Source organism: Streptomyces sp. NPDC004327 (assembly GCF_042873935.1).
GTDB lineage: Bacteria > Actinomycetota > Actinomycetes > Streptomycetales > Streptomycetaceae > Streptomyces.
Genome location: NZ_JBIAME010000001.1, coordinates 656,053 through 673,948, shown reverse-complemented (window position 1 = coordinate 673,948; position 17,896 = coordinate 656,053). Strand labels below are relative to the sequence as shown.

Below are 17,896 nucleotides of genomic sequence, written 5' to 3'. Positions count from 1 at the left end.
GAGGCTATGGGCGGCTCGCTCATACGGTCCAAGACCGGTTCGGCCATGAAATGATGCCCCGGCGGTGATGAGAGAGAGGGCCGGGATGGATCTGCTCGCGCTGCGCTGTTTCCAGGTCGTCGCCCGTCACGAGCACATCAGCCGGGCGGCCGCCGAACTGCGGGTGGCCCAGCCCTCGGTGAGCCGCACCATCGCGCGCCTCGAAGCGGACCTGGGCGTGGAGCTGTTCGAGCGCCGCGGCCGCCGCATCCGGCTCAACCGGCACGGCGCGGCCTTCCTGCGCCGGGTCGACCGGGCGCTGGGCGAACTGGAGGACGGCCGCCGCGAGTTGGCGGACGCGGCGGGCTCCGGAAGCGGCGCGGTGACGGTGGCCGCCGAGACGCTGATGACCCTGGCCGCTCTGCTCCTGCGCTTCCGTGGCGCCCGGCCCGGCGTGGACGTCCGGCTGCGCCAGTGTCCCGCCGACGCGATGGCGCACCTGCTCCGCACCCGCGAGGTGGACCACTGCCTCACCTCCCGCCCGCTCTCCGGACCCGGCATGGAGGCGGTGGAGCTGCTGCGGGAGGAGGTGCTGCTCGCGGTGCCCGCCGGGCACGCGCTGGACGGCCGGGAGGGTGTCCCGATGACCGCGCTGGACGGCGAGCCGTTCATCGCCCCCGGTCCGGGGCACTGGCAGCGGGACCTCACCGACAGGCTGTTCGCGGGTGCGGGGCTGCGGCCGCTCATCGTGTGCGAGGGCAACGAGCCGGGCGCGATCCTGGACATGGTCGGCACGGGCCTCGGGGTCGCCCTGCTGCCGGCCATGGTGCGGGACGCCGGCGATCGCGCCCCGGCCACGGTCGGCTGGGCACGGCTCGCGACGCCGGACAGCCACCGGGTGCTGTGGCTCGTACGGCACCGGTCGGCCTATCTGCCGCCCGCGGCCCGGGATTTCGGCGACTTCACCGTCGGGTACTTCCAGGGGGAGGGCCGGGGGCGGGTGCCGCGGGATTCTTGACGATTCCCTGACGCGGCGCCCGGATCCGCCGGGCGCCGTCCACGGTCCTCCTCTCTGTCAGGTTCGCCTCATGAGAAGGGCAGTCGCCATGGACGGCGCTGTTGTCGCATTCGTGGTCGTCATCGTCTTGGTCCTGCTGGTGCTGCGGAGCGGGATGCGGGTGGTCAATCAGGTCGATCGCGGGGTGGTGTTCCGCCTCGGCAAGGCGCTCCCCGGCTACCGCAAGCCCGGCATCACCTTCCTCATCCCGTTCGTCGACCGCATGCGCAAGGTCAATGTGCAGGTGGTGGTGCTGCCGGTGCCGACACAGGAGGGCATCACGCGCGACAACGTGTCGGTGAAGGTCGACGCCGTCGTGTACTTCAAGGTGACCGACCCGGTGCGGGCCGCCATCGAGGTGCAGGACTACGTGTTCGCGGTGGGCCAGGTCGCCCAGTCCTCGCTGCGCTCCGTCATCGGCAAGAGCGAGCTGGACGCCCTGCTCTCGGACCGCGAACGGCTGCACGAGGGGCTGGCGTTGATGATCGACAGCCCGGCGGCCGGCTGGGGCGTGAACATCGACCGCGTCGAGATCAAGGACGTACAGCTGCCGGAGTCGCTGAAGCGGTCGATGTCCCGCCAGGCCGAGGCCGAACGCGAGCGGCGGGCCCGGGTGATCACGGCGGACGGCGAGTTCCAGGCGGCGCAGCAGCTGGCCAACGCCTCGCGCATCATGTCGGACACGCCGGAGGCGATGCAGCTGCGGCTGCTGCAGACGGTGGTCGAGGTGGCGGCGGAGAAGAACTCCACCCTGGTGATGCCGTTCCCGGTCGAGCTGCTGCGCTACTTCGACCGGGCCGCGCACCGGCTGGGGCAGGAGGCGACGGCCCGTACGGGCGCGGGCGACACGATCCCCGCCCAGGCGCCGGACGGCCCGGCAGCGAACGACACGATCGCCCAGGCGCCGGAGCGCCCGGCGGCGGACGCCGCGAGCCCCGCCGCGGTGCCGGACGCGCCCAAGGCGCCGCAGGATCCGCGCGCGTAGGGGTCGCGAGCCCGGCATGACCGGGCCGGGACCGGCACGACACCGGCTGGGGCCTGTCCGGCGGATCAGGCCCTGGGGCCGGAGCGGCCCCGGCCGCCGCTTCCCGGGATCAGCGGCGCTCCCGCTCGAAGGCCAGGAGCAGGTCGGCCGCGACGCTCACCGCGATCGTGGCGGGTTCCTTGCCGCTGATTCCGGCGATGCCGATCGGCGTCTTGATGCGGTCGATGGTGGCGTCGTCGTGGCCGCCCTCGTCCGCCAGGCGCTTGCGGAAGCGCGCCCACTTGGCGGACGAGCCGATCAGGCCGATCGAACCGAGGCCGCCGGTGCGCAGGGCGGCGTCGCAGAGCGCGGCGTCCTCGGCGTGGTCGTGCGTCATGATCAGCACGTGGGTGCCGGGCGCGAGCTCTTCGAGCACCTCCTCCGGGAGGAGCGGGGTGTGGTGCACGTGGATCTGCGCGACCGCGTCCGCCGTGAGCACGTCGAGCCGTTCCTCGGCGAGCATCTCGGCGCGGGAGTCCGTCAGGTGCAGGTCGATGTCGTGGCGGGCCAGGATGCGGGCGAGCTCCAGGCCGACGTGCCCGATGCCGAAGACCGCCACGGCGGGGACCACCGGCAGCGGTTCCAGGAACACGGAGACGGCGCCGCCGCAGCACTGCACGCCGTGCCGGCCGGTGACCTTGTCGTTCAGGGCGAACTCCATCAGCTCCGGCTCCGCGTCGGCCTTGCCGATCAGCTCACGGGCCCGGTCGATCGCGACGGCCTCGATGTTCCCGCCGCCGATCGAGCCCCATGCCTGGTCACGTCCCACGACGAGTTTGGCGCCGGCCTTGCGAGGTGCGTGACCGCGCACGGTCGCGACGGTCACGAGCACGCCGGGTTCCCGGCGGGCCCGCAACCGCGCGACCGCGGCGACCCAGGTCGTGTCAGGCATGGCTGAGCGCGGTCGCGCCGGCGGGGATCCCGCCGTCGCGTCCGTCTTCCTGACGGACCGATTCGATGGCCCAGTACACCGCTTCCGGTGTCGCCGGGCAGGCGAGGTCCACGCTGGCGCCGGCCGGCCCGAAGGCCGCGGCGGCCTGGCGCAGTGCCTCCCGCACCGAGAACGCGAGCATCAGCGGAGGCTCGCCGACGGCCTTGGAGCCGTAGACGGCACCCTCCTCGGTGGCGTTCTCCATCAGGGTGACGTTGAACTCCTCCGGCATCTCCGAGAAGCTCGGCAGCTTGTAGGTGCTCGCGGCCTGGGTCAGCAGCCGGCCCCGGTTCGGGCCGTCGCTGGTGTCCCAGCGCAGGTCCTCCAGGGTCAGCCAGCCGGCGCCCTGCACGAAGCCGCCCTCGACCTGGCCGATGTCGATCAGCGGGGACAGGCTGTCGCCGACGTCGTGCACGATGTCCACGCGCCGGATGCGGTACGCGCCGGTGAAGCCGTCGACCTCCACCTCGGTCGCGGCCGCGCCGTGGGCGAAGTACTTGAACGGCGAGCCCCGGAAGGACTTCGCGTCCCAGTGCAGCCCCTCGGTCCGGTAGTAGCCGGCCGCCGACAGCTGTACCCGCTGGAAGTACGCGGTGTGCACCAGGTCGTCCCAGGCCAGCTCCTTGTCGCTGCCCAGGGCGCGCGCGACGCCCTCGACGATGCGCACGTCGGAGGCGTTGGCGCCCAGCTGGGTGGCGGCCACCTGCAGCAGTCGCCCGCGCAGCTGCTCGCAGGCGTTCTTGATCGCGCCGCCGTTCAGGTCCGCGCCGGAACTGGCCGCGGTCGCCGAGGTGTTGGGAACCTTGTCGGTACGCGTGGGGGCGAGCCGCACCTTGTGCAGCGGGATGCCCAGCGTGGTGGCGGCCACCTGCATCATCTTGGTGTGCAGGCCCTGGCCCATCTCGGTGCCGCCGTGGTTGATCAGGACGGAGCCGTCCTTGTAGATCAGCACCAGCGCGCCGCCCTGGTTGAAGGCGGTGAGGTTGAACGAGATGCCGAACTTGATGCCGGTGAGCGCCAGCGCCCGCTTGGTGTGCGGATGCGCGGCGTTGAAGGCGGCGATCTCGCGCTTGCGGTCGGCGATGCCGGCGTCGTCCTGCACCTGGTGCCAGACGGCGGCGATCCGCTCGGGCTGGGTGACCGGCTGCCCGTACGGCGTCGTGTGGCCCTGGCCCGGCTGGTAGAAGTTGCGCTCGCGCAGCTCCATCGGGTCCAGGCCGAGCAGCGGCGCGCAGCGGCCCAGGATGTCCTCGATCACCAGCATGCCCTGCGGGCCGCCGAAGCCGCGGAAGGCGGTGTTGGAGACCGTGTTGGTCTTGGCGATGAGGCCCGCGACGCGGGCGTTGGGGATCCAGTACGTGTTGTCGATGTGGCACAGCGCGCGGGCGAGCACCGGCTCGGACAGGTCCAGGCTCCAGCCGCCGTCGGCGACCAGGGTGGCGTCGAGGGCCTGGATGCGGCCCTCGGCGTCGAAGCCGATCTTCCAGGTGGCGTTGAACCCGTGCCGCTTGCCGGACATGGTCAGGTCCTGGGTCCGGTTGAGCCGGAAGCGGACGGGCCGGCCGGTCAGCTTGGCGCCGAGCGCGGCGACGGCCGCGAAGCCGTGCGGCTGCATCTCCTTGCCGCCGAAGCCGCCGCCCATCCGCAGGCACTGCACCGTCACCTCGTGGGCGGGGACGCCGAGCACGTGCGAGACGATCTCCTGCGTCTCCGACGGGTGCTGGGTGCTGCTCTGGATGAAGATCTGCTCGTTCTCGTCGACCAGGGCCAGCGCCGCGTGGGTCTCCAGGTAGAAGTGCTCCTGGCCGGAGAACTGGAACTCGCCGGTGAACACGTGCGCGGAGTCGGCGAAGCCGGCGTCGATGTCACCGGTCTCCATCAGGGGCCGGGCGCCGTGGTAGCTCTCGGCCGCGATGGCGTCCTGCAGCGTGACCACGGCGGGCTTCTCGTCGAGTTCCACCTCGACGGCCGCGGCACCGAGACGGGCCGCCTCCAGGGTCTCGCCGAGCACCCAGGCCACCGCGTGGCCGTGGAACATGACCTCGTCCGGGAAGAGCGGCTCGTCGTGCTTCATGCCGGCGTCGTTGACGCCGGGCACGTCGGCGCCGGTCAGCACCCGGACCACGCCGGGCACGGCGAGCGCGGGCTCGGTGCGCAGCGCGGTGATCCGGCCGTGGGCCTTCATGACCTGCACCGGGTAGGCGTGCAGCACGTCCTTGGTGCGGTGGACCAGGTCGTCGGTGTAGAGCGCGGTGCCGGTGACGTGCAGGCCGGCGCTCTCGTGCGGCATCGAGACGCCGACTACGGGCTTCTCGGGACGCTCGGACAGATGACTCATGACGACACCGCCTCGGTGGTCTGGGCGTACAGCTTCAGCAGGCTCTGGCCGAGCATGGCGGAACGGTAAAGGGCGCTGGCGCGGTGGTCGTCCATCGGCGTGCCTTCGCCGCGCAGCTCGCGGGCTGCGGCCTCGACGGTCTCCGCCGACCAGGTCCTGCCCTCCAGGGCGGCCTCGGTGGCGAGGGCGCGGATCGGGGTGGCGGCGACGCCGCCGAGGCCGATGCGGGCCTTGCGGACGATGCCGTCCTCGATGTCCAGCGCGAAGGCGACGGCGACGCTGGAGATGTCGTCGAAGCGCCGCTTGGCGATCTTGTGGAAGGCCGTGACGGGCGCCAGCGGGAGCGGGATCCGCACCGCGCGGATCAGCTCGTCGGGGCGGCGCACGCTCTGCCGGTAGCCGGTGAAGTACTCCGCCAGCGGGACCACGCGCTCGCCGTCGGCGTCGGCGAGCACCAGCGACGCCTCCAGGGCCAGCAGCACCGGCGGGCTGTCACCGATCGGGGAGCCGGTACCGAGGTTGCCGCCGAGGGTGGCGCTGTTGCGGATGAGCCGGGAGGCGAACTGCGGGAACAGCTCGGCGAGGAGCGGCACTTCGCCGTCCAGGCGGCGCTCGATCTCGGTGAGCGTCACGGCCGCGCCGATCTCGACGTGGTCGGACTCGACGCGCAGCTCGCGCAGTTCGGGCAGCCGGTCGATGGCGACCACGCAACCCGCGCGGCGGGAACGGATGTTGACCTCGACGCCGAAGTCGGTGCTGCCGGAGACGAGCACGGCGTCGGGACGCTCGCGCAGCACCCGCAGCGCCTCGGCGAGGGTGCCGGGCCGCAGGAAGGTGCTGCCGTCCTGGCTGTAGTCGGTGGCGACCGGCTCGGGCGGGGCCTGGTCGCGGCGCTGTGCGAAGGGGTCGTCCTCGGCCGGCTCGCCGACGGCGAACGCGGCGTCGCGGATCGGCCGGTAGCCGGTACAGCGACAGAGGTTTCCGCTCAGCGCGTGCAGGTCGAAGCCGTTGGGACCGTGCTCGGCGTCCGCGTGGCCGGCGGCGTCCGCGTCCGCTTCACCGTGCGCGCAGCGGTCGGGGCGGTAGTACTCCGAGGCCATGCTGCAGATGAAGCCCGGGGTGCAGTAGCCGCACTGGGAGCCGCCGCGGACCGCCATCTCCTCCTGCACCGGGTGCAGCGTGGGGGGCGTGCCGGGCTCGCCGGGGGTGGCGAGGCCCTCGGCGGTGACGATCTCCTGGCCGTCGAGCGCGGCGACCGGCACCAGGCAGGCGTTGACCGCCACCCAGTCGGTCGGCTTGTTCACGCCGGGACGGGCCACCAGGACCGAACAGGCGCCGCACTCACCCTCGGCACAGCCTTCCTTGGTGCCGGTGAGGCCGCGGTCGCGCAGAAAGTCCAGGACCGTCGTGTGGGGTGAAGCGGGTGAGATCGGCGCTTCTTTCCCATTGACCGTGATCCGTGCCTCTACCATGACATGTCCCCATTTCGGTGCACGGTCGATCGGTTTAGCCTAGTCGCCATTTAAGGAGCCTTCTACTATCGGTGGCGCAGCTCAAGAAGCCGGATCGCACATCGGGGCGCGGAAATGCGCGGAGAATGTGCGGACCCGGTGACAGATGTCAGATGACAGAAATCAGAAAATGCCGGGGCCACACAGGGGCACTCCGGAAAAGGGCTGTTCAGCAGCCGTGTGCGACACGACCCGGAACCCAGGCGGTCCGCAGAGCGAGGCGATGCAGGTCGGAGAAGATCGACATCCGACTTCGCCCCCTTTCCGCAGCTCACGAGTCGGTGCGCCGAAAGTACGTCGCCGCGGGTCGATCGGTCAAGCCTGATGCGACGAAATATGAGACGGCGTGTTCCGCGGTGTGCGGGAGGCCGCGTCGCCCGTCCCGGAACGCCCCGCCACACGGTCACCACGATCCCCTCGATCCACCCCGCGGGAAACGGCAGCGTCAGGGGGCGTCGGCCGGGCGACAGGACACGCCCGGTCGCCTGGGGTATGCCTTTCTCATGGACCCGCGCGAGCCAAGGCTCACCCCCCGCCTCTCCCGGCGCGGGGGCCGGCTGCTGCTCGCCGCGCCCTTCGCACTCATCGCGGCGGTCACCGTGGTGGACGTCCTGGCCCCGCCCGACGTCCACCTGGGGCCGTTCCTGATCGCCGCGCCCGCGGTGACCGCGTCCTTCGCGGGGCCGCGGATGACGGCGTTCGTCGGCGCGGTCGCGGTCCTCGCCCAGACGGTGGTGGCGGTCGCGCGGACGACGCTCACGGACCTGAACCACACCTACCAGATCATCGCGCTGGTGCTGATCTCCGTCATCGCGACGTTCTTCGCCTATCTGCGGGAGCGGGACGAGAGCCGGGTGACCCGGTTGCGGGCCGTCGCCCACGCCGCGCAGAGTGTCGTCCTGCGCCCCCTCCCCCAGCGCGCCGGGCCGCTGCGCATCGCCTCGGTCTACCTGGCCGCCGAGGCGGAGGCGCAGATGGGCGGCGACCTGTACGCGGCGGCCCGTACGGCGCGCGGCACCCGGCTGCTGATCGGCGACGCCCGGGGCAAGGGGCTCGACGCGATCAGCGAGGCCTCGCTGGTCCTCGGCGCCTTCCGGGTCACCGCGCGCCGCGAGCAGGAGCTGCCGGAGCTGGTCGGGCACCTGGAGGAGGGCGTCGGCTCGGAGGAGGACACGGGCGCGCCGGGGGCGGGGGGCGACGAGGCGGCCGGCGACACGGCCGAGGCGTTCGTCACCGCGCTGGTGCTCGACATCCCGGACCAGGAGCCGGTCGTCCGGCTCGTGAACTGCGGCCACCCGCCCCCGCTGCTGCTGCGCGAGGGGCGGGTGATCCCGCTCGACTCGGCCGACGCCAGCCCCCCGCTCGGCCTGTCCGACGTCGTCCCCCCCGACGTGACGGTGGAGACCTTCCCGTTCGGCGTCGGCGACGTGCTGCTGCTCTACACGGACGGTGTCATCGAGGCCCGCGACCACTCGCGGGCCTTCTATCCACTGACGGAGCGGCTCGCCGCCTGGACGGGCGACGACCCGCGCACGCTGCTGGGCCGGCTGCGGGCCGACCTCCAGGCGTACGCGGGCGGCCACCTCGGCGACGACGCGGCGCTCGTCGCGGTCGAACGGCTCCCGGCGGAGGCGTAGGGCGGCCTTCGGCTCCTGCCGGGCCCGGCCCGCGCTCGCGGACGGGCCGCTCAGCCGAAGTCGGGGATCGGGTGCCCCGGAGCGAGGGCGGCGGCGATCCGCTGGGTGATCACATGGGCGTGGTGGCCGTCCGTGCTCGTGGGGCCCTGGGTGGTGGAGACCGCGATGGACAGGTGCCGGGACGGCAGGTAGGCCATGGAGGCGGAGTAGCCGAAGAAGAGCGGGTGCTGGGAGATCCAGTCGCCGAGGACGAGGATGCCCAGCCCGTCGTGGGTGGCCTCGGTCTGCGCCAGGCAGACGGTGGCGGGGCACTTCTTGGTGGCGTGGCCGAGCCCGACCGTGCCGGGGTTCAGCAGTTCCCGGTACGAGGACGGGGAGAGCAGCTCGCCGGAGCCCAGGCCGCCGGCCGAGCGTTCGAGGTCGCAGATGTCGGTGGTCTCGACCGCGCCGGGCGCGGTGGTCCAGGAGGGGTTCCAGAAGGTGGACTCCTCGTAGCGCCCGCGGTCGGCGTCGAAGGCGTGCAGGACGGGTTCCGGGATGTCGGGGGTGAAGGCGTTGCGGGTCTCGCGCAGGCCGAGCGGACCGGTGACCTCCTGCCGGAGCAGGCGGTCGAGCCGGGTGCCGGTGATCTTCTCCAGGGCGGCGCCGAGGAGGACGAAGTTGGCGTGCGAGTAGCTCCAGTTGGTGCCGGGGTCGTACCACCGCTCCTCGTGGGTCGACAGGTCCACCACTTCCTTCGCCGTCCACTGGCGGAACGGGTTCGCGCCGACGGCCTGCTGGAACGCGGGGAGGCGGACGTAGTCGACGAGGCCGGTGGTGGACGCGCCGAGCATGCGCAGGGTGATCCTGTCGGCGTCCCGCAGGCCGGGCAGCCAGCGTTCGACGGTGTCGTCGAGGCGGACCCGGCCCTGGTCGACGAGGCGCAGCAGGGCCGTGCCCAGGTAGCTGATGGCGATGTTGCCGTTGCGGAAGTGCATGGCGGGGTCCGCCGGGACCCCGGTCATCGACTCGCCGAGCGCGGTGGTGATCACCTCGCGGCCGTCGACGGTGACCCGCAGGATGACGGACCGGAGGTCCAGGTCCTTCTTGGCCCGCTCGGCGATCCGCAGGATCTCGGCGGCCGGGCCGTGCCGCGCCGGCCGCGAGCTCGCGCAGGGCCGGTGGTGGCCGCCCTCGCCGCCCGTCGCGCCGCCGGCGGTGGTGACCGGGGCGGCGAGGGCGGCCAGGGCGGTGAGCGCGGCGATCAGGGCGAGGCGCGGCCGCGAGGTGGTACGGGCTGGTGTCATGGCCGGAGTATCGGCCGGGCCGCTCGTGCGGCGGCCCCGCCTCTCGCCGACCCGCGCGAACATCACCCGTCAGGCCCGCGCCGGGCCCGGGAGGCGGCGTCGGCAGTACGGGTCGCCGCCGTGCGGCCTGCCCGCCGGCACACCGACAGCGACGCAATCTGATCAGTTGCTGTCAATTTCAGAACAGAATTCGTCGACTTATGAGTTCGAATTGATTGATGGAGGCTTCCGCTCCATCGAGGTCACATGTCAAACCCGAACTGACTATGCTCCCCACATGTGTTGCGCTGCGCTCACAGCGAGTCATGACCGCTGAAGTGGGCGCGGACGGAACGTGGCTGCGAGGAATATTTCCTGTCGGCGCGACACACCGCCTCAGTCCGCTCATTCCAGACTGTTTAGGGACCCTCTTGATGGTTCGTGCAGGTTCGACTTCCAGAGCCAGGCCCGGCGCAGTGGCTCCGGTGTGGCTCATCCCTCCCGGAACCCTGGCCGTCGCCCTCGCCATAGGACTGCTCTTCACCCCTGCGCAGATACGGACACCGCTCGCCTGGTCCGGCCTCGCCGCGGTCGCCCTGACGACCCTCACCTCGGCCGTGACCGTGCACCGGCTGCGGTCGGCGGAGGCGGTCCGCCGGGCGCGGGCGTTCACCGAGGCGCAGGAGTACCACGCCGGGCGCGAGGCCGCGCTGCTCGGGCGGCTGGCCGACCAGCGGTCCACCACCGTGTGGATGGCCGAGTCGCTCCTCCCGGCGGCCGTCGCCCGCCTGAAGAAGGGCGAGTCGTCGTCGGACATCCTGCACTCCGCCGCGTTCGGCGAGCACCTCGACCCCGACTTCGCCGAGGCGCTCCGCGAGGCCCTGCGGACGCTCCTCGAAGCCGTGGAGACCGAGGAGACCACCAAGGACTCGTCCCAGCGGGCCCTGGTGGCGGTCGCCCGCCGGATGCAGGCGATCGTGCACCAGCTCGCCAAGGACCTGCACGCCATGCAGATCCTGCACGGCACGGACGTCGTGGTCTCCCGCGGTCTGCAGGGCATCGACCACCGCAACGCGCTGATCGGCCGCCTGGCCGCCAGCATCGCGGTCCTGGGCGACGCCCGGCCCGGACGCCAGTGGTCCAGGGCGATCCCGCTCTACGACGTGCTGCGCGGCGCCATGTCCCGCATCGTCGACTTCCCCCGCGTCAAGCTGCAGTCGGTGACGGAGGTGGCGGTGGTGGGCCCCGGCGCCGAGCCGCTGATCCATCTGCTCGCCGAACTCCTCGACAACGCCACGACGTTCTCGCCGCCGCACACCCCCGTGGAGGTGACCGCGAGCGAGGTGCCCACCGGCATCGCGATCGAGATCGAGGACCGCGGGGTCGGGCTCACCGAGGAGGTCCGGGCGCGCATCGACCGCGTCATGGCCCAGGCGGCGCGGGGCAACCTGATGTCGGGGCTCGGCGAGGTGACCCAGCTCGGCCTGCCCGTCGTGAGCCGGCTGGCCCGCGAGCACGGCTGCGTGGTCGATCTGCGCACCTCCGCCTACGGCGGCGTACGGGCCGTCGTGCTCGTGCCCCGGCGCCTGATCACCACGGTCCCGCAGCCGCTCGTACGGATGCCGGAGCCCCCGCGCAAGCGCCCGGCCGGCCCGTCGCGTCCCCGGCCGCTGTCGACGCCCCCGCCCTCGCTCCCGGCGGCGCCGGTGCCCGCGCCCGCGACCGCGGCGGATGCCGCGACGGATCCGGCCGGGACGGCCGGCACCACCCTCAACGGCCTGCCCCGGCGGCGCCGCGAGTCACCCGTACCGACGCCGCTCGTCCGCACGCCCCCCGCGCCCGGCACGGCTCCGGCCGCGCCCCGGGGGACCTCCGGCACGTCCCCGCAGCCGGGCCTGATGTGGGAGGCGTTCAACGGCGGCGGGCGACCGGCCGCCGAACCTTCCACTCCCCACAGCCATCCGTCAGATGAGGTCGAGTAACCATGCAGCCACTGCCCAACATCGACTGGATGCTCACGGAACTCGTGGGCGGCGTTCCGCACGTACGGCACGTGGTCGTCCTGTCGTCCGACGGCCTGTGCATCGGGCAGGCGAACACGGCTCCCGACACCGCCGACGCCATCGCCGCCGCCTGTTCCGGCATCCAGAGCCTGGCCAAGGCCATCGCGCAGATGTTCCCGCACGGGGACGGCTCGACGCGGATGGTCGGGATCGAGGCCGACGGCGGGTACTTCTCCATGATGGCGGCCGGCCCCGGGGCCTATCTCGCGGTGCTCGCCGACGCGGAGGTGGACGCCGGACTGCTCGGCGACCGCATGCGGACACTGGTCGTCCGGATCGGCCAGCACATGACCAGCCCGCCTCGTGATGACGTCCGGCAGGCGATGTGACATCGGAGAACCAGTCCCCCTGGGACGAAGGCACTCCCGTTCCGCTCTACGTCATTACCGGTGGCCCGGGTTCCTCGGCCAAGGCGTTCGACCTCGTCACCCTCATCGCGTCCCGGGCCCAGCCCGACCCCGCGATGCAGCCCGAGCAGGCGGCCATCCTCTCGATGTGCCAGTACCCGCTGTCGGTGGCCGAGGTGTCCGCGCACCTCAGCCTCCCGTTCAGCGTCGTCACCGTGTTGCTGTCCCAACTCGTCGAGGACGAACGTGTCGAGGCCATTGCACCCGTGCCCGTCGCGGCGTACCCCGACCGCGGCCTTCTGGAGGCGGTGATCCATGGACTACGTAAGCTCTGACGCGCCCCAGGCGGGCGCCGGCGGCACCGACCTGCTGCTGCCGCACGGCGCCCGGGGCGTCAAGGTCGTGATCGTCGGCGGCTTCGGCGTCGGCAAGACGACCATGGTCGGTTCGGTGAGCGAGATCCCGCCGCTGACCACCGAGGAGCGCATGACCCAGGCGGGCGTGGGGATCGACCAGAATCCCGGCGTCGCGGGCAAGAACACCACGACCGTCGCGATGGACTTCGGCCGGATCAGCATCAACCGGGAGCTGGTCCTCTACCTGTTCGGCACCCCCGGACAGGAGCGCTTCTGGTTCCTGTGGAACGGCATCTTCGAGGGCGCGCTCGGCGCCGTCGTCCTCGTCGACACCCGCAGGATCGAGGTCTGCTTCGAGGTCATCACCCGCCTGGAGGACCGCCGGGTCCCGTTCGTGGTGGCCGTCAACGCCTTCCCTGAAGCCCCCCGGTACCCCGTACCCGAACTGCGCAGCGCGCTGGCCCTCAGCGAGTCCGTGCCCATCGTCGACTGCGACGCACGTGACCGGGCGTCCTGCCGTGACGCCCTTCTCTCGCTGATGGTCTACCTGTGCACCCTCGCCGCCCAGGAGACCGCATGACCGTCCCACCCCCCGAACACCCCTCCCTCGCCGCCGGGCCGGTCCCGCCGCCGGGCTGCCCGGCGCACGCCACGACGGGCCCCGGCGGAGCGACCCGGCTCTACGGCGAGGCCGCGGCCACCGATCCGATGGGCCTGTACGAGGAGCTGCGCGCCAAGCACGGCCCGGTGGCGCCCGTGCTGCTCGACGGCGACGTACGCGCCTGGCTCGTCCTCGGCTACCTCGAGAACCGTGACGTGGCCACCCGCTCCACCCAGTTCTCCCGCGACCCCCGCGTCTGGCACGGCTGGACGAGCGGCGAGATCGACGCGGCCACCTCGCCGCTCGTGCCGATGATCGGCTGGCGCCCGGACTGCGTGTGCGCGGACGGCGAGGAACACCAGCGGCTGCGCGGGGCGGTCACGGCCGGCCTCGACCAGTTCGACCACCGGGGCGTCCGCCGGCACATCACGCGCTTCGCCCACGAGCTGATCGACGGGTTCTGCGAGGACGGCGAGGTCGAGCTGGTGGGCCGGTTCACCGAGCACCTGCCCATGCTCACCCTCACCCGGCTGCTCGGCATGTCGGACGAGTCCGGGCCCGCGCTCGTGCACGCCGCCCGGGACCTCTTCAAGGCCACCGAGACCTCGCTCGCCAGCAACGCCTACGTCCTCGAATGCCTGGAGAAGCTCGTCGCCGAGAAGCGGCTGCGTCCGGGGCACGACATCGCCTCCGCGCTGCTCGCCCATCCGGCCGGCCTCACCGACGAGGAGGTGCAGCACCACCTGCGGCTGATCCTCCTGGCGGGCTACGAGACGACCGCCAACCTCATGTCCAACGTGCTGCGGATGGTGGTCACCGACCCGCGCTTCCGCGGGTCGCTGGCCGGTGGACAGATGACGGTGCCGGAGGCGGTGGAGCAGGTCCTGTGGGACGAGCCGCCGCTGATGGTGTGCCCGGGCCGCTGGGCCAACAGCGACACCACCCTGGGCGGGCAGCGGATCAAGGCGGGAGACATGCTCCTGCTCGGTCTGGCCGCCGGGAACGTCGACGAGGCGATCCGTCCGGATCCGGTGGCCCCGGTGCACCACAACCGGGCCCATCTGTCGTTCAGCGCCGGCAACCACGAGTGTCCCGGCCAGGACATCGGCCGCATCATCGCCGACACCGGCATCGACATCCTCCTCACCCGGCTGCCCGACATCCTGCTGGCCGTCCCCGAGGAGGAGCTCGACTGGCGCTCCTCCACCTGGGCGCGGCACCTGACGGCGCTGCCGGTGACCTTCGCCGCGCGTCCTCCCCGGGCCCCGGACATCACGGCGCCGTTGCCGGTCCCGCCCGCGCGCAGCAGCGGGCTGCCGCCGGCGGCGCCGTGGCCGCAGGGGCCGGACGGGCCGGCGGGCGTCCCCGTGCCCGGGCAGCGGCCGGCGCCCGCCGCCTCGTGGTGGGTGCGCCTCGGGCGTCGGCTGCTACGGCGATAGCCGCGCCACCGAGGGGGTCGCCGGCGGGCGTTCGCCGGCACCCCTTCGGTGCTGCTCCGTGACGGCGGGGTCGGCGGGTACGTAGCGGGGTGCCCCGGTGTACCAGGCGTGCAGACCGGACAGGAAGCCGCAGGCGCCGCGGAGCCACGCCGCCAGCTCGGCCCGCTCGCCGTGGTGCAGCCCGGACCGCTGGACCAGCAGGGGGAGTTCGCCGTGACCGAGGCGGTCGAAGTCGCGCAGCCGGGCGTTGACCAGGTGCACGGCGGCGGGCACGGCCTCGTGGAGCGGGATGCCCAGGGAGGTGCCGATGACGACGACGAGGTTGTTGACGTCGCGTTCCTCGTGGACCTCCCGTTCGTAGGAGGCGATGTCGTTGGCCAGCCCCATGACGTCCATGAAGGCGTCGAGCAGACCGCGGACGACCCGGCTGTGCCGTATCTGCTCGGGTATTCGCGCGCCGGTGGCGAGTTCGACGGAATAGGGGGCGGTGTGGGCGGCGAAACTCTCCCGCCGGAACGGCGCGTATTCGATCAGATCGGGAACCCGTCCGCCGAGGCTGTTGGCGAGTTCCAGTACGCCCGCGTCGATGTATTTCGCCAGCGCGACATTGAAATCGCGCCGCCAGTGCGCCAGCCTGGCCGGAAAGAGATCTCGTTGAAGATCCGCTATTCCCCGCTCGACGGCATTCACCGGCTCGGGTAAGCGCGCGCCCGGCTCCGGTCGCAGGAAGGCGTGGAGCCGGGCGGTGAATTCCAGTGCGGCCGGGAGGTCACCGGTGCGCTTGAAGGTGGCGGCGAAGTAGTCGTCCCAGGCCAGCGCCCAGATGTTGAAGCGGTGGTTGAGCCTGAGCTCGGCCGGCCCCGCGTCGGGCAGGGTCCAGGCGGTCAGCTGGTCCACGGTCATGGCGTGGAACTGGGACCGGGTCCAGATCGCGCGAGGGGCCGCCGGCCCCTCGTCGTCGGCCAGCATGCCCATCTCCCGCGCCCAGGTCTCGCTCTCCGCGCGCAGATCCGGCAGATGCGGGTTGCCCCGTACCGGATACGGCATCCACAACTCCGGGAGCTCGACGGCACTCACGGTCATGGCGGATCAACCTCCTTCTCCCCGACGGTCAGGTCGACGATCCGGGCTACGGCGCCACTGCCAGGTGCCTATGCCACTGACGCCGGACCCTTCCCCGCGTGCCGCCCGGCAAACCCGCCACCCTGGCCGATTCGCGCTCCGCCGTCGCGCGGGCCGCCCGGGCGGGGCCCCGGGGTCAGGTGCGCGCGGTGATGTCGACCATCCACGTGATGCCGAACTTGTCGGTGCACATGCCGAACTCGTCGCCCCACATCTGCTTCTCCAGGGGCACGGAGACGGTGCCGTCGGCGGACAGCTTCGCCCAGTAGCCGCGCAGCTCGTCCGCGTCGTCGCCGCTGAGGCTCACGGCGAAGTTGTTGCCGGGCTCGTGCGGCATGCCGGGCGGCACGTCGGCGCCCATCAGCGTGAAGCCGCCGTCCGTCTCCAGCATGCCGTGCATGACCTTGTCCTCGTACCCGGGCGGCGTCTCGGAGCCGAACTCTCCGTAGCCGCTGAGGCTCAGCGTGCCGCCCAGGACCGTCTTGTAGTACTCCATGGCCTGCCGCGCGTCGCCGGAGAAGCTGATGTAGGGGTTGAGCCGCGATGCCACGAGATGCTCCCTTCAGGGGTGGGTCGGTGGGGGCAGCGTACGGGCATAAGTGATCAAATCAGGATAATGAGCTTGATAACACGCCACCTCATCGCCGGTGGGCCGGCGCCGAGGTGGCGTGGGCGGCCGGAGCGCGCCCGGCGGTACGGGCCGCGCGCGGGCTCAGCAGCTGATGGTGCCCCTGCGCAGGGCGTGGCCGCCGGTGTTGCTGTCGTCGGACCAGTAGACGGGCTTGCTGCCGGCCACGCACTCGTCGGCGCCGGCCAGGGTGAAGCCCTCGTTGTTGATGTCGGGCATGCCGCTCGGGCGGTCGTAGACGGCGTCGAGCGTGAAGGCGCCGGAGGTGCCGACCTTCATCGTGCGGTGCTGCCCGGAGCAGGTGTCGTCGCAGACCACCCAGAGCCGGGCGGCCTGCGGCTCCCACTGGAGCTCCATCACGCCGGACATGCCGCTCGCAAACGTGGCGACCCTGGTGGCGGCGCCGCTGTCCTGGAGCACGTAGGCGTGGACGGTGGCGGTGCCCTCGACGCCGAGGAGGAAGATGCCGCCGGTGTGGGCGCCGTAGCGGTTCGGGTCGTAGGCCGCGCCGGTCGACTCGTCCTTGAAGCCGGCGGCGGTGAGGGTGGCGTCGGGGATCCAGGTGACCGCCTCGAAGCCGAGGTTGGAGCCCACGGCCGGCAGGCCGGCGGTCAGGTTCCACTCCTTCGTCGCGGTCAGGGTGCCGCCGGTGCCGGTGGTGACGTCGTAGCGGAGCACGGAGAGCCGGCTGGTGCCGGAGGCGTCGCCGTTGCGCTCGGTCGCGACGTACGCGCCGCCGGCGGCGCCCGCGGCGGTCAGGGTGACGGCCTCGCTGTCGGGGCTGCCGGTGCCGTCGGGGTAGCGCAGCGTCTTGCCGGAGGCCCAGCCGTTCGCGGTGTCGGGCTTCCAGCCGCCGGAGCCGTCGCGGACCAGCCGCCACAGCTTGCCGGAGTTCTGCGCGCCCCAGAGCACGGGGCCCTCCTGGTAGAGGCCGCTGAGGTCCTGGCCGAAGACGTTGGCGCCGTCGGCGGTCGCCACGGTGCTCGCGCCGGGCCACGGCACCGGGCCCGTACCGCCGCCGGAGCCGCAGGAGTTCGGCGCGCCGAGCGTCAGGGGCGCCTTGCCGAAGGCCCCGGTGCCGTCGGGACAGCGCGACCAGGACGGGTTGGAGTGGCTGGTCCAGCCGAAGCTGTCGACCAGGGTGCTGCCGTCGGGCAGGTAGAGGCGGGCCTTGTCGCTGGAGCCGAGGCCGAAGGAGCCGGCCACGTCGAAGGCGCGGGCGGCGCCCGGGGCGAGCGTCGTCCCGGACGGCACCGTGTACTTCGAGCTGTTGTTGTCGTCCCTGAGGATCCAGCCCGAGACGTCGACGGCGGCCGTGCCCTTGTTGAACAGCTCGATCGAGTCGTCGACGCTGCCGGTCGTCACCACCTCGTTGATCCGGACGTCGTCGGCCGGCGCCGCGTGGGCGGCGGGCGCGAGCAGCGCCGCGGCGGCGGCCAGGGTCGCCCCGACGACGGCGAGGCGGCGAGGGAGGCGACGCCGCCCCCGGGGAGTGTGGACTTCGCGCACGGTGTCCGTCCTGACTGGAGTGGAGGTGTGGGGCCGGGCGACACGAGGCTCGCGGCCGGCACCGAACGCCGGTCGGCTTCGGACGGGTT

The 17,896-nt window shown here is 72.4% G+C and carries 15 protein-coding genes; 8 read left to right on the top strand and 7 right to left on the bottom strand.

Translation table 11 applies throughout. The features are described from left to right. Window positions 1-85: 85 nt before the first annotated feature. Together ACFYU9_RS02930 and ACFYU9_RS02925 are read left to right on the top strand one after the other, a co-directional pair. On the top strand, window positions 86-997 hold the full coding sequence (locus ACFYU9_RS02930) for a LysR family transcriptional regulator (protein ID WP_389341765.1): 912 nt from the start codon (window positions 86-88) through the stop codon (window positions 995-997). Between the two features lie 88 nt (window positions 998-1,085). Continuing rightward, window positions 1,086-2,021 carry an SPFH domain-containing protein gene (locus tag ACFYU9_RS02925; protein ID WP_389341762.1) on the top strand — a complete coding sequence of 312 codons (936 nt, stop codon included), beginning with the start codon at window positions 1,086-1,088 and terminating at the stop codon, window positions 2,019-2,021. Window positions 2,022-2,130: 109 nt separating this feature from the next. On the opposite strand, the gene xdhC is transcribed toward ACFYU9_RS02925, so the two are convergent. Genes xdhC through ACFYU9_RS02910 form a run of 3 tightly spaced genes read right to left on the bottom strand, consistent with a single transcriptional unit; the run spans window position 2,131 to window position 6,801 of the window. Beyond that, complete coding sequence (xdhC, locus tag ACFYU9_RS02920; RefSeq protein ID WP_389210313.1) at window positions 2,131-2,952, bottom strand: xanthine dehydrogenase accessory protein XdhC; 822 nt, start codon at window positions 2,950-2,952, stop codon at window positions 2,131-2,133. After that, window positions 2,945-5,329, bottom strand: coding sequence for a xanthine dehydrogenase molybdopterin binding subunit (gene xdhB / locus ACFYU9_RS02915; RefSeq protein ID WP_389210311.1), 2,385 nt, complete (start codon window positions 5,327-5,329; stop codon window positions 2,945-2,947). Before xdhB ends, xdhC begins: the two co-directional genes overlap by 8 nt. Further along, window positions 5,326-6,801, bottom strand: coding sequence for a xanthine dehydrogenase small subunit (locus tag ACFYU9_RS02910; protein ID WP_389210309.1), 1,476 nt, complete (start codon window positions 6,799-6,801; stop codon window positions 5,326-5,328). Before ACFYU9_RS02910 ends, xdhB begins: the two co-directional genes overlap by 4 nt. A gap of 542 nt (window positions 6,802-7,343) precedes the next feature. Between ACFYU9_RS02910 and ACFYU9_RS02905 the strand changes: the two genes are divergently transcribed. After that, window positions 7,344-8,477, top strand: a complete 1,134-nt coding sequence (locus ACFYU9_RS02905) for a PP2C family protein-serine/threonine phosphatase (RefSeq protein WP_389210307.1) — start codon at window positions 7,344-7,346, stop codon at window positions 8,475-8,477. A gap of 50 nt (window positions 8,478-8,527) precedes the next feature. On the opposite strand, the gene ACFYU9_RS02900 is transcribed toward ACFYU9_RS02905, so the two are convergent. Next, on the bottom strand, window positions 8,528-9,763 hold the full coding sequence (locus ACFYU9_RS02900; protein ID WP_389341759.1) for a serine hydrolase domain-containing protein: 1,236 nt from the start codon (window positions 9,761-9,763) through the stop codon (window positions 8,528-8,530). 464 nt (window positions 9,764-10,227) lie between these two features. Here ACFYU9_RS02900 and ACFYU9_RS02895 point away from each other — a divergent pair, with 464 nt between their 5' ends. Genes ACFYU9_RS02895 through ACFYU9_RS02875 form a run of 5 tightly spaced genes read left to right on the top strand, consistent with a single transcriptional unit; the run spans window position 10,228 to window position 14,548 of the window. Continuing rightward, on the top strand, window positions 10,228-11,724 hold the full coding sequence (locus tag ACFYU9_RS02895; protein ID WP_389341756.1) for a sensor histidine kinase: 1,497 nt from the start codon (window positions 10,228-10,230) through the stop codon (window positions 11,722-11,724). Window positions 11,725-11,726: 2 nt separating this feature from the next. Next, window positions 11,727-12,134, top strand: a complete 408-nt coding sequence (locus ACFYU9_RS02890) for a roadblock/LC7 domain-containing protein (protein WP_389210301.1) — start codon at window positions 11,727-11,729, stop codon at window positions 12,132-12,134. Beyond that, window positions 12,131-12,487 carry a DUF742 domain-containing protein gene (locus ACFYU9_RS02885; RefSeq protein WP_389210300.1) on the top strand — a complete coding sequence of 119 codons (357 nt, stop codon included), beginning with the start codon at window positions 12,131-12,133 and terminating at the stop codon, window positions 12,485-12,487. The genes ACFYU9_RS02890 and ACFYU9_RS02885 overlap by 4 nt, the downstream gene beginning before the upstream one ends. Further along, complete coding sequence (locus ACFYU9_RS02880) at window positions 12,468-13,088, top strand: ATP/GTP-binding protein (RefSeq protein WP_389210298.1); 621 nt, start codon at window positions 12,468-12,470, stop codon at window positions 13,086-13,088. The genes ACFYU9_RS02885 and ACFYU9_RS02880 overlap by 20 nt, the downstream gene beginning before the upstream one ends. Next, complete coding sequence (locus tag ACFYU9_RS02875) at window positions 13,085-14,548, top strand: cytochrome P450 (RefSeq protein ID WP_389341753.1); 1,464 nt, start codon at window positions 13,085-13,087, stop codon at window positions 14,546-14,548. Before ACFYU9_RS02880 ends, ACFYU9_RS02875 begins: the two co-directional genes overlap by 4 nt. Here ACFYU9_RS02875 and ACFYU9_RS02870 read toward each other — a convergent pair. The 3 genes from ACFYU9_RS02870 to ACFYU9_RS02860 all read right to left on the bottom strand — a co-directional run bounded on the left by ACFYU9_RS02870 (window position 14,537) and on the right by ACFYU9_RS02860 (window position 17,738). Further along, complete coding sequence (locus ACFYU9_RS02870) at window positions 14,537-15,631, bottom strand: hypothetical protein (protein ID WP_389341750.1); 1,095 nt, start codon at window positions 15,629-15,631, stop codon at window positions 14,537-14,539. The two genes, ACFYU9_RS02875 and ACFYU9_RS02870, sit on opposite strands and share 12 nt — an antisense overlap. A 175-nt stretch (window positions 15,632-15,806) precedes the next feature. Next, window positions 15,807-16,220, bottom strand: coding sequence for a VOC family protein (locus ACFYU9_RS02865; RefSeq protein WP_389210293.1), 414 nt, complete (start codon window positions 16,218-16,220; stop codon window positions 15,807-15,809). 162 nt (window positions 16,221-16,382) lie between these two features. Further along, window positions 16,383-17,738, bottom strand: coding sequence for a lamin tail domain-containing protein (locus tag ACFYU9_RS02860; protein WP_389342957.1), 1,356 nt, complete (start codon window positions 17,736-17,738; stop codon window positions 16,383-16,385). Window positions 17,739-17,896 lie beyond the last annotated feature (158 nt).